10 protein-coding genes are annotated in these 10025 nt (G+C 39.6%); 5 read left to right on the top strand and 5 right to left on the bottom strand.

The window, feature by feature from the left end:
• Positions 1–366 precede the first annotated feature (366 nt).
• The 4 genes from rluB to MTF64_RS09370 all read right to left on the bottom strand — a co-directional run bounded on the left by rluB (position 367) and on the right by MTF64_RS09370 (position 3149).
• Positions 367–1236, bottom strand: a complete 870-nt coding sequence (gene rluB, locus MTF64_RS09385) for a 23S rRNA pseudouridine(2605) synthase RluB (protein WP_004587786.1) — start codon at positions 1234–1236, stop codon at positions 367–369.
• Entirely contained in the window at positions 1233–1823 is a 591-nt protein-coding gene (scpB, locus tag MTF64_RS09380) for an SMC-Scp complex subunit ScpB (RefSeq protein ID WP_248451208.1), read from the bottom strand. Before scpB ends, rluB begins: the two co-directional genes overlap by 4 nt.
• A gap of 151 nt (positions 1824–1974) precedes the next feature.
• Positions 1975–2496 carry an EF-hand domain-containing protein gene (locus MTF64_RS09375; RefSeq protein WP_004587784.1) on the bottom strand — a complete coding sequence of 174 codons (522 nt, stop codon included), beginning with the start codon at positions 2494–2496 and terminating at the stop codon, positions 1975–1977.
• Between the two features lie 221 nt (positions 2497–2717).
• Complete coding sequence (locus MTF64_RS09370) at positions 2718–3149, bottom strand: exonuclease III (protein WP_248451207.1); 432 nt, start codon at positions 3147–3149, stop codon at positions 2718–2720.
• Between the two features lie 241 nt (positions 3150–3390).
• On the opposite strand from MTF64_RS09370, the gene xthA reads away from it, so the two are divergent.
• Genes xthA through MTF64_RS09355 form a run of 3 tightly spaced genes read left to right on the top strand, consistent with a single transcriptional unit; the run spans position 3391 to position 5647 of the window.
• The gene (xthA, locus tag MTF64_RS09365) at positions 3391–4197 is read left to right on the top strand and encodes an exodeoxyribonuclease III (protein ID WP_096041844.1); all 807 of its coding nucleotides are present in this window, start codon (positions 3391–3393) and stop codon (positions 4195–4197) included.
• Between the two features lie 5 nt (positions 4198–4202).
• Complete coding sequence (locus tag MTF64_RS09360) at positions 4203–4850, top strand: energy-coupling factor ABC transporter permease (RefSeq protein WP_248451206.1); 648 nt, start codon at positions 4203–4205, stop codon at positions 4848–4850.
• A complete protein-coding gene (locus MTF64_RS09355; protein ID WP_029772082.1) occupies positions 4847–5647 on the top strand; it encodes a putative RNA methyltransferase in 801 nt (266 codons plus the stop codon). The genes MTF64_RS09360 and MTF64_RS09355 overlap by 4 nt, the downstream gene beginning before the upstream one ends.
• Positions 5648–5779: 132 nt before the next feature.
• Here MTF64_RS09355 and yfbV read toward each other — a convergent pair whose 3' ends face one another.
• Positions 5780–6226, bottom strand: a complete 447-nt coding sequence (gene yfbV / locus MTF64_RS09350) for a terminus macrodomain insulation protein YfbV (RefSeq protein WP_248451209.1) — start codon at positions 6224–6226, stop codon at positions 5780–5782.
• 300 nt (positions 6227–6526) lie between these two features.
• On the opposite strand from yfbV, the gene MTF64_RS09345 reads away from it, so the two are divergent.
• Positions 6527–7741: an acetate kinase gene (locus MTF64_RS09345; RefSeq protein ID WP_248451205.1), complete on the top strand. Its 1215-nt coding sequence runs from the start codon at positions 6527–6529 to the stop codon at positions 7739–7741.
• Between the two features lie 2 nt (positions 7742–7743).
• Positions 7744–9903, top strand: a complete 2160-nt coding sequence (pta, locus tag MTF64_RS09340) for a phosphate acetyltransferase (RefSeq protein ID WP_004587777.1) — start codon at positions 7744–7746, stop codon at positions 9901–9903.
• Positions 9904–10025 lie beyond the last annotated feature (122 nt).

Here is a 10025-nt window from a genome sequence, read left to right as displayed (position 1 = left end):
TCTACTTGCTCAACAATAGATAATTTAAAGCCTAATGTATAATCTCGCTGAGTACGCTTAACGTCTTTAGTTTTAGTGGTTTTCATAAAATAAGTCCTAAATGTGTAAACACATTTCAGGACAAGACATTTTTAATTATAAAAAAAGCCGCATATATTGCGGCTTTTTTGTCGGTAATCTTTTTGTAATTATACCTATTCGCTTAATTAAGCGAGCTACTTTGAGGCTAGAAAAGCGTGTTGTTCGCTTGGCAAAAATTCGCTATTTAGTTGTGCTAAATGAGCATTTTTTTACCTAGGTAGCGACACGTTTAGCCCCGCAAAATGATTAAGTATTATTACGGATTGGTATTATTACGGATTGGTATTACTTACGCTTAGTTTGCTTAACACGTTGGTTATGCTTTTTAACCGCTTTACGAATTTGGTTAATTTTAGCACGCTTGTCTTTGCGTTTTTCAGGCATAACCGACAGTTTAGTTTGTGTTTCGCGGCCTAATTTAACGGTTTTACGTAAATAGTTGACGGTTTCTAAATCAAGTTCAGCCCAGCCACCTTGAGGAAGGCGCTTATCTAGCTCTAATTTTCCGTAACGAATACGAATAAGGCGCGATACTTCTACATCCTGCGATTGCCATAAGCGGCGAACTTCGCGGTTACGTCCTTCGTTTAGCGTTACATTGTACCAACGGTTAATCCCTTCACCACCCAAAGATTTAACCGTTAAAAACTTAGCCGGACCATCTTCAAGCTCTACGCCACGCGTTAGGTTTTTAATGGTTTCATTGGTCACTTCACCAAATACACGGGCTGAATATTCACGCTCAACTTCATAACTTGGGTGCATTAAGCGGTTCGCTAACTCACCATCGTTGGTAAATAACATTAAACCAGCTGTGTTAATATCTAGTCGACCAACAGCAATCCAACGCTCACCGTCTATGCGTGGTAAACGGTCAAAAACAGTACGACGTCCTTCTGGGTCTTTACGTGTACTTAATTCCCCTTCTGGCTTGTTGTACATAATTACACGACAAATACGGTCGGCTTTTTCTTCAATTTTTACGCTGTGGCCATCAACACGTATTAAGTCTGTTTCCTCAACACGGTCACCTAATTTAGCCACTTTACCATTAACACTAACGCGGTTTGCATCAATGTATTTTTCCATTTCACGTCGTGAACCTACCCCTGCACGGGCTAGGACTTTTTGTAACTTTTCACCTTGAATACTCATTCGGATGGTTCTCTCACAGAAGGATCACTTAATAACTGGTTTATTTTACTTTCCTGTTGCGTTGGCAATGCAGGGAGTTCATCTAGACCGGTTAACGAAAAATAATCTAAAAATAATTTTGTTGTTGCATAAAGCGCTGGTTTACCAGGTACTTCTTTATGCCCTACTACTTTAACCCACTCTCGCTCAAGGAGGGTTTTAATAATTGCTGTTCCGGTTGTTACGCCTCGTACTTGCTCTATTTCACCACGCGTTATTGGTTGCCTGTAGGCAATTAACGACAATGTTTCTAGTAGTGCGCGAGAGTACTTAGGTGCCCGTTCTTGCCATAAATTACTAAGCCAAGGGCTTAAACTACTACACGCTTGAAAGCGATAGCCACTGCCTACTTCAACTAGCTTAATGCCACGTGTTTGATAGTGGGTATGTATAGCGTCTATTGCAGTGTTAATTCGTGACATAGGAATAGCTAAATCAGCCAATACAGTATCTTTTAAGTGGCGTTTGCTAACAGGTTTGTCTGCGACAAATATAGCCGCTTCAATGATCTCAATTAATTGTTCATCACTAATTCGACGACCCGCCATAATATTTTGCTTTGCCCTTTAAAATACGTAGCCATCTATTATGACAGAACATCACAAAAGGGGGAAAATATATCTGCTTTTAAAACAAATTAAATGCACAAAAAAGCCAGCAATTAATGCTGGCTCTTATGTGTAGCGTATTTAGCTAATATTAGCTGTTTTTATAATGCTTTAGTGCATCATCTTCAGCAACGGCTTTACCGTATTTGCTAATGTAGCCTTTAAACTCACCTTTACTGATGCGTTTATCATTGTTGCCATCCATGTAACCAAAATGGTTTGAAATATCATCATCGTCAGCTTCTTCTACTGAGATGTAACCATTTTTGTCGTTATCTAAACTTCTAAAATCATTTTCGATTTTATCAAATTTAGCTATTTTAGCTTTAAATGCCGACTCACTTACTTCGCTGTCAGTCGCTACCTTACCGGTATTTAACTGCATGTAAGTGTTAAATTCTTTACGACTGATCTCGTTATCCATATTGGTATCAATATTTGAAAAGTGGCCCCAGATGCTATCGTCATCTGCTTCTACTTTTGAAATATAACCATCACTGTCGTTATCTAAACTTGCAAAATCGCTATCGATTTTTTCAAGGCCTTGGTTTGAGGCACATGCGGCTAAACTTAATGAAGCTAAAATAGTTGTTGCGAGTGTTAACTTTTTCATAAGACGTATCCTTGTAGTTAGTAAATGTCACTTTAACTAATACAAGTCCAATGCCAAAGTGCACAAGCCGCCAACAATCAATAAGTTACGTGCATTTAGCTTATTTTATATACATTAATCAATTACTTAGCTTTGCAATGATTGCTGAATACCTTGTAATTTTTGCAAAAAAATACCCAGTACAAACTGGGCATTATTTTAATCTATATGTTACCGCGCAATTAGATTGCTGCGTTTTGGTAACGCTTTACAAATTCAGTTACGTTTTGTCCGTTACACTTTAACGAGTTTAAGTTACCAATTTTTTGGCGAACAGGCGCAAGGCCTTTCTTTAACGCTGTGATACATAACTGTGTTTCTTGGTGTGCATCTTTTGCAAACACTTCAACTTTTGATTCAGCAGCTTGGTTAGACGTTACTTTTTTTGCAATGTCGCGAATATCTTGACCATTACATAAAACACTTTTAGAAAAACGCGATAAGTATACACCGTGTTGTGCTGCTTCTTTACGCGCTGCGCTAAAGCCTTCATTTGCACTTAATACACATAATTTAGATTCAAGTTTATTATCTTGGCTAAAGTAAGTGTTGCTTTTTGCTGATACAGACGCAGAGGCTAATAAAGCAGTAGCTAAAAGTAATTGTGTTTTCATGAGAGAGATCCTATTTGAACGACTAAACAAGTAATTTTTGCGCATTATATATTCAATAATAACGAGATCAATTGAATTTTTTATTTATTTAAATAATTAATAAAGCATTTACAATGTTTAAACTTTACGCACCAATTGATCAACATTTGCGCAGCTATTTTCTCATTTCGATCATGTTATGTAGGCTTATTTACTGATACAATTTAGTTATAAAAACAGAGTCTAATTAAAGGTAAATTTTATGAAGGTTATTTCTTTCAATATCAATGGTCTGCGAGCTCGCTTACACCAGTTACAAGCAATTATAGATAAACACCAGCCAGACATTATTGGTTTGCAAGAAATTAAAGTTCATGATGAGGCGTTCCCCCTCGAGGACGTACAAAAAATGGGTTATCACGTTTATTTTCATGGTCAAAAAGCGCACTACGGTGTGGCAATGTTATGCAAAAATGAGCCTAAATCGGTCTTAAAAGGTTTTGCCAGCGACACTGAAGAAGCACAAAAACGCATGATAAGTGTGACAGTTGAGCAAGAAAATGGCCGCGACCTAACAGTAATGAATGGTTATTTCCCACAAGGCGATAATATAAATCACGAAACAAAATTCCCTTATAAGCGCCAGTTTTACAAAGATTTAATGACCCATTTAGAAACAAACCACACGCCCGATGAAGACGTTATCGTTATGGGCGATATCAATATTTCGCCTACCGATTTAGATATTGGTATTGGTGAAGTAAACGCTAAACGCTGGCTTAAAACAGGTAAGTGCTCGTTTCAACCAGAGGAGCGCGAATGGCTTGCTAAATTATTAAATTGGGGCTTTAAAGATACCTTCAGAGAGCAAAACCCTGATACAAGCGACAAATATTCGTGGTTTGATTATCGCTCTAAAGGGTTTGTGGATAATCGTGGCCTACGTATTGATGTTGTACTTGCTACCCATGCCCTTGCCGAGCGCTGTATTGATACCGGCATAGATTACGAATTACGCGGCATAGAAAAGCCCTCTGACCATGCCCCTATTTGGTCAACTTTTAAATAATTGCTATGTTAACGCTTAAAATGCAAGGGCTACTTTGGGCCCTTGTTTTAATTATTACCTTTATAAGCGTAGAAAAAAATACCTATAAAGCACTTTATAAAACGCCTGCACGGCAAATAGGGGTACTTGCGTGTGCGTTAGTGTTTGCCATGTTATGGCAAATTAAAGCGGGTATTTTAAGCGGTCTTGATTTACACATTTTAGGTGTAACTGCCGCAACGCTAATTTTAGGGTGGCGCCTTGCTATTTTAAGTAGCCTGCTGGCCAGTGCCCTATTGGCAGCTTTTGCAAACATTGATCTTAATCTTTTGCCCATGCAAATACTGTTTGGTGCATTTATTCCTACATTATTAAGCTACCTTGGCTTTATAATGAGTTATCAGTATTTACCGCGTCACTTTTTTGTTTATATTTTTGTGTGCTCTTTTATATTGGCAGGCTTTATTGCATGTCTAAAAATAAGCTTAGGGGCTTTGTTTTATTTGCTTATAGGGCAATATAATTGGCAAGAATTGGCAGATAATTACGTATACCTAAGTGCTATCATTTGGTTTCCTGAGGCAATGCTCAACGGTATGGCCATTACGCTTTTGATCACTTATCGGCCACACTGGGTCAAAACTTTTTATGATAAGGACTACCTAGGCTCATGAGTCTGCAATACCAATGCCCTTTATGTAACCACGCACTTTTAAAACATAATTCATCACTTCGATGTGACAATAACCACACCTTCGACTTTGCCAAAGAAGGCTATGTAAATTTATTACCGGTGCAACACAAAAACTCAAAGCAACCGGGTGATTCGCTTGAAATGGTACAAGCAAGACGTGCTTTTTTAGAGCAAGGCTTTTACGCATTTTTACAGCGCGCATTAAGTAATATAATTAGTGAGCGCAAACCAAACGTGCTAATAGATTTAGGCTGCGGCGAAGGATTTTATACTCATGCCATTGCCGATAAAATAGAGGCGCAGGTATACGGCGTCGATATTTCTAAATCAGCCGTAAAATATGCAGCAAAGCGATACCCACAATGTCATTTTAGCGTTGCATCAATTAGCCAGGCGCCTTTTAAGTCAGGCACTGCTGACGTATTACTGAGTGTTTTTGCGCCTTTGTTTGAGCAAGAGCTGGCGCGTTTAGCAGCGCCAAATGCCACATTAGTAGTTGCAAGCCCAGGGCCGTGGCATTTAAAAGAGCTTAAAGAATATATTTATGCAGATGTAGCAAAACACACTGAAATTGACACGCCAAGCGGCTTTATAAAAGCAGATCAAAAGCTCATTACAGAGCAGGTTACGCTTAATTTTTCAGATATTAAAAATTTAATAATGATGACACCATTTGCGTGGAAATTTAGACCTGAACATTGGCAAACTCTTGAAGAAAAAGGCGCCCAAAGCGTCACCCTATCGTTTTACATTACTGAGTTTAGTAAAGCCGATTGATGTTTTAATAACGAGTGTTTGTGAGGAAATTACTGATAGGGTAAATTGAGTTAGCTCATATGCCAGAGGGAGTGTTATAAATAAATGGAGCAAAGCGTGCGCTCTGCTCATACACTTATAATTAAATGCGCTCTAAAATTGCTCTTTAGTAAACGCTTTATCCATTTTATCAAACATGTCTTTTAATAAGTGTGCAAGCTCCATATAACGGGGCTTGTTTTCGCTTATTTGGGCTTGATAGCCATTTGCCACCATTTTGGTATGTAACTCGTTGTACCATTTTTGCATGCTCGGTTCTAATGGTGTTTCGGCTCGCTTACCTAACCAAAACAAGCCTTGCAACGGCAACGACAAAAAAAACAATGCACTGGCAATCGCTTGCGGTAAAAAATCGGGGCCTAAATAGTTAAGCTGAAAAAATAACGTAAGCATGGCTAATATTGGCATAACAGTAATTGCCAGCTCGGTTGCCTTAATTACTTTAAATTCGTTAAACAACGGTGCTAACTCTTTGCGCATAGGCCATTTTTTTGCATATAACCTACCCGTTTGTAATTGTGACATCACACTTTTTTGCATCATGACTCCTCACATCTAAACTTTTAAACCCGTAGCGCCTGCTTGCCACTGCCTGTAAGTGTAACACAAATAAATAGCTTCACACTTTAGCAGTAAAAGTTATTGTTTTTGTATATATAAGCAACTAAACACTAAACTAAATTTATTAACTGGGTTAAAATACGCATCTTATAAATTAGACTTTAGTCGCTTTTTTATCACCTATATGGTGGCTAAGTTTACCTTTAATTTGCACCTTAAGTGTATTGTTCATATCTTAACGTACACTTACTAAATTTATTGTTTATGGAAACTGTATCTATGCCAACTACGCCCTCTAAATCACAACACGTTTTAGTATTAAACTGTGGTAGTTCGAGTTTAAAATTTGCCATTATTGATGCTGATAACGGGCATGAAATTATTTCGGGCTTAGCTGAACGCCTAGGTTCAGAAAATCCATCTATTAAATATAAATACCAAGGTGATAAAACCGTTATCACCTTAGCTGCTAATCAAGCGCATGGTGAAGCCATTAATACGCTTGTAAGCCTAATTAAAGATCACCACTTAGATGAGCATTTAATTGCCGTAGGCCATCGTGTTGTTCACGGTGGTGAGCACTTTACTCAATCTGCATTAGTAGATGAAAAAGTCATTGCGGGTATTTCAGATGCTTCAAGCCTTGCCCCTTTACATGGCCATGCAAACTTACTGGGTATTTCATCAGCGCAGGCTTCGTTTGCTGGTTTGCCACAGGTTGCTGTTTTTGACACTGCATTTCATCAAACCATGGATAAAGTAGCCTACTTATATGCACTCCCTTACAAGCTATACACAGAGCACGGTGTTCGCCGTTACGGTATGCACGGCACAAGCCACTATTATGTAGCAGGCCAAACCGCTAAATTAATTAATAAGCCTGTTGCTCAAAGCAATTTTATTAGTGCGCATTTAGGTAATGGTTGTTCTGTGTGTGCAATTAAAGGCGGTAAAAGTGTAGATACTAGCATGGGCTTAACCCCGCTTGCTGGGTTAGTAATGGGCACCCGCAGCGGTGATATCGACCCTGGTTTATTTAACTTTTTAACAACACAACTTAATTATGATGCAAAACAAATCGACAACTTACTTAATAAAGAAAGTGGTTTGTTAGGTATTAGTGAACTGTCTAACGACTGCAGAACCATAGAAGAAGCCGCTGTAGCTGGCCATGAAAAAGCCGCCCTTGCACTTGATATTTTTTGCTACCGCCTTGCTAAGCAAATTACCGCCTACATGGTGCCATTACAGCAGTTAGATGCGCTTATTTTTACCGGTGGTATAGGCGAAAACTCAGATATTATCCGCGAAAAAGTAATCACACAACTGGCGTTTTTAGGCCTAGATTGCGATAAACAAGCCAACTTAGATGCGCGATTTGGTAATGAAGGCATTATTAGCTCTGACAACGCGATCACTAAAGCGGTTGTAATGCCAACTAATGAAGAATGGGTAATTGCCCTTGATGCCGCTAACATTGTGAAGGAGCTTTAATTATGGCACGTCGTATTATGTTAATTCCGGTTTCTACGGGTGTTGGTTTAACATCTGTTTCTGTCGGGTTAGTGCGTGCGCTTGAGCAAAAAACCGTGAAAGTTAACTTTTTCAAGCCAATTGCCCAGCCACGTACGGGTGAAACAGGCCCTGAAAAATCAACTCAAATTATTATGCAAGGCTCATCAATTACCCCACCAACTCCTTTTGCATTGAGCTATGCAGAGCAAATGATTGGCGATGGTAAAGGCGATGATTTACTTGAAGAAATAGTAGAGCGCTTTGAAAGTAAAATTAACGATGACGAAGTGGCTATTATTGAAGGTATGGTGCCTACTCGCCGCCAACCTTATGCAGGGCGTGTAAACCGCGAAATAGCCCAAACTCTGGGGGCCGATATTGTATTTGTATTAACTCCAGGTAATTACACCATTACGCAAATTGAAGACCGTTTAGAAATTGCTGCTGGGTATTATGGTGGCATTGATCACCCGCGCGTTTTAGGCTGTATATTTAACAAAGTGAATGCCCCGCTTGATGAAGAAGGCCGCGCCCGCGCTGATTTGGTCGATTCATACAAAGCAGAAGAGCTTGATAACGAATTAAACCGTTTAGCCTCTTTACCTATTTTTAGAAAAAACCCATTTATGCTGTTAGGCGCCATCCCGTGGGACTTTGATTTAGTTGCGCCGCGCGTTAAAGATTTAAGCGCGTATTTAAAAGCCACCATAATTAACGAAGGCGACATGCTACACCGTCGCTTACGCCGTATTACATTTTGTGCGCGTACTGTATCAAACATTTTGAACCACTTTACACCGGGCGCATTATTAGTCACCCCGGGCGATCGTTCAGATATTTTAGTCGCTGCGTGTTTGTCGGCCATGAACGGCACTAAAATTGGTGCTATTTTACTTACAGGTGGTTTTGAACCAGAGCCGCGTATAATGGCGCTGTGTGAACAAGCAATGCAAACAGGCTTGCCTATTTTAGCCACAGAGGCCGATACTTGGCGTACATCATTACTACTGCATAATTTTAATATGGAAGTACCAAGCGATGATGACCAACGTATTGAAAAAGTAAAAGATCACAACGCAGAATATATCGATTCTGATTGGCTTGATACGCTTGCAAAAAATGTTGGTAAAACACGTAAGCTCTCTCCTCCTGCGTTTCGTTATTTACTTACTGATAAAGCCCGTAAAGCGGCTAAAACAGTGGTGCTTCCTGAAGGAAATGAGCCGCGTACTATTAAAGCCGCGGCTATTTGTGGACAACGTGGTATTGCAAAAACAGTATTACTTGGCGATCGCGATGAAATAATGCGTATTGCCGAGCAACAAGGTATTGAGCTTAACGAACATGTAAGTATTGTTGAGCCAAAATCGGTGATTAACGACTATGTTGCACCTATGGTCGAAATTCGTAAAAGCAAAGGCTTAACAGAAGTCGTAGCACAAGAGCAATTACAAGATAATGTTGTACTGGGCACTATGATGCTTGAGCAAGGTAAAGTCGATGGCTTAGTATCTGGCGCTGTTAACACAACAGCCAATACAATTCGCCCACCGCTACAGCTAATTAAAACCGCTCCAGGGTCATCACTTGTATCGTCTGTGTTTTTTATGCTGCTGCCCGACCAAGTACTGGTATACGGCGACTGTGCAATTAACCCTGACCCTAATGCAGAACAATTAGCAGATATCGCTATTCAGTCAGCCGATTCTGCAGCTGCGTTTGGCATAGAGCCACGTGTTGCCATGATAAGCTACAGCACAGGTACTTCTGGCTCTGGCGCCGATGTTGAAAAAGTGCGTGAAGCCACGCAAATTGCTCAACAAAAACGTCCAGATTTAATTATTGATGGGCCATTGCAATACGACGCTGCGATTATGGAAAATGTTGCTCTTAAAAAAGCACCAAATAGCCCAGTAGCCGGTAAAGCTACGGTATTTATTTTCCCAGACCTTAATACCGGTAACACAACCTACAAAGCCGTACAACGTAGTGCCGATCTAATCAGCATAGGGCCTATGTTACAAGGTATGCGAAAGCCCGTTAACGATTTAAGCCGTGGCGCATTAGTCGATGACATAGTGTACACCATTGCACTTACAGCTATTCAAGCAGCTCAAGTTGAAGCGCTCGAAAACGCCTAAATCAAACTAGTGCTTTTTATAGCCTAGCTAATATTTACTTATTAATTAGTTGGTTAGGCTATTTATACCTACCAATTCCCATACTTATCCACAGAAATTGTGGGTAAGTTTTAAATCCTTAT

The organism is Pseudoalteromonas sp. 2CM41L (genome assembly GCF_023161905.1).
GTDB lineage: Bacteria > Pseudomonadota > Gammaproteobacteria > Enterobacterales > Alteromonadaceae > Pseudoalteromonas > Pseudoalteromonas atlantica.
This window is presented reverse-complemented; position numbering and strand designations above follow the sequence as displayed.

Bases quoted from the DNA above. Each gene is read 5' to 3' on its own strand.
- MTF64_RS09375 (WP_004587784.1), bottom strand. From the start codon at position 2,496: ATGAAAAAGTTAACACTCGCAACAACTATTTTAGCTTCATTAAGTTTA.
- MTF64_RS09360 (WP_248451206.1), top strand. From the start codon at position 4,203: ATGTTAACGCTTAAAATGCAAGGGCTACTTTGGGCCCTTGTTTTAATT.
- yfbV (WP_248451209.1), bottom strand. From the start codon at position 6,226: ATGCAAAAAAGTGTGATGTCACAATTACAAACGGGTAGGTTATATGCA.
- MTF64_RS09345 (WP_248451205.1), top strand. From the start codon at position 6,527: ATGCCAACTACGCCCTCTAAATCACAACACGTTTTAGTATTAAACTGT.
- MTF64_RS09370 (WP_248451207.1), bottom strand. From the start codon at position 3,149: ATGAAAACACAATTACTTTTAGCTACTGCTTTATTAGCCTCTGCGTCT.
- MTF64_RS09355 (WP_029772082.1), top strand. From the start codon at position 4,847: ATGAGTCTGCAATACCAATGCCCTTTATGTAACCACGCACTTTTAAAA.
- scpB (WP_248451208.1), bottom strand. From the start codon at position 1,823: ATGGCGGGTCGTCGAATTAGTGATGAACAATTAATTGAGATCATTGAA.
- rluB (WP_004587786.1), bottom strand. From the start codon at position 1,236: ATGAGTATTCAAGGTGAAAAGTTACAAAAAGTCCTAGCCCGTGCAGGG.
- xthA (WP_096041844.1), top strand. From the start codon at position 3,391: ATGAAGGTTATTTCTTTCAATATCAATGGTCTGCGAGCTCGCTTACAC.
- pta (WP_004587777.1), top strand. From the start codon at position 7,744: ATGGCACGTCGTATTATGTTAATTCCGGTTTCTACGGGTGTTGGTTTA.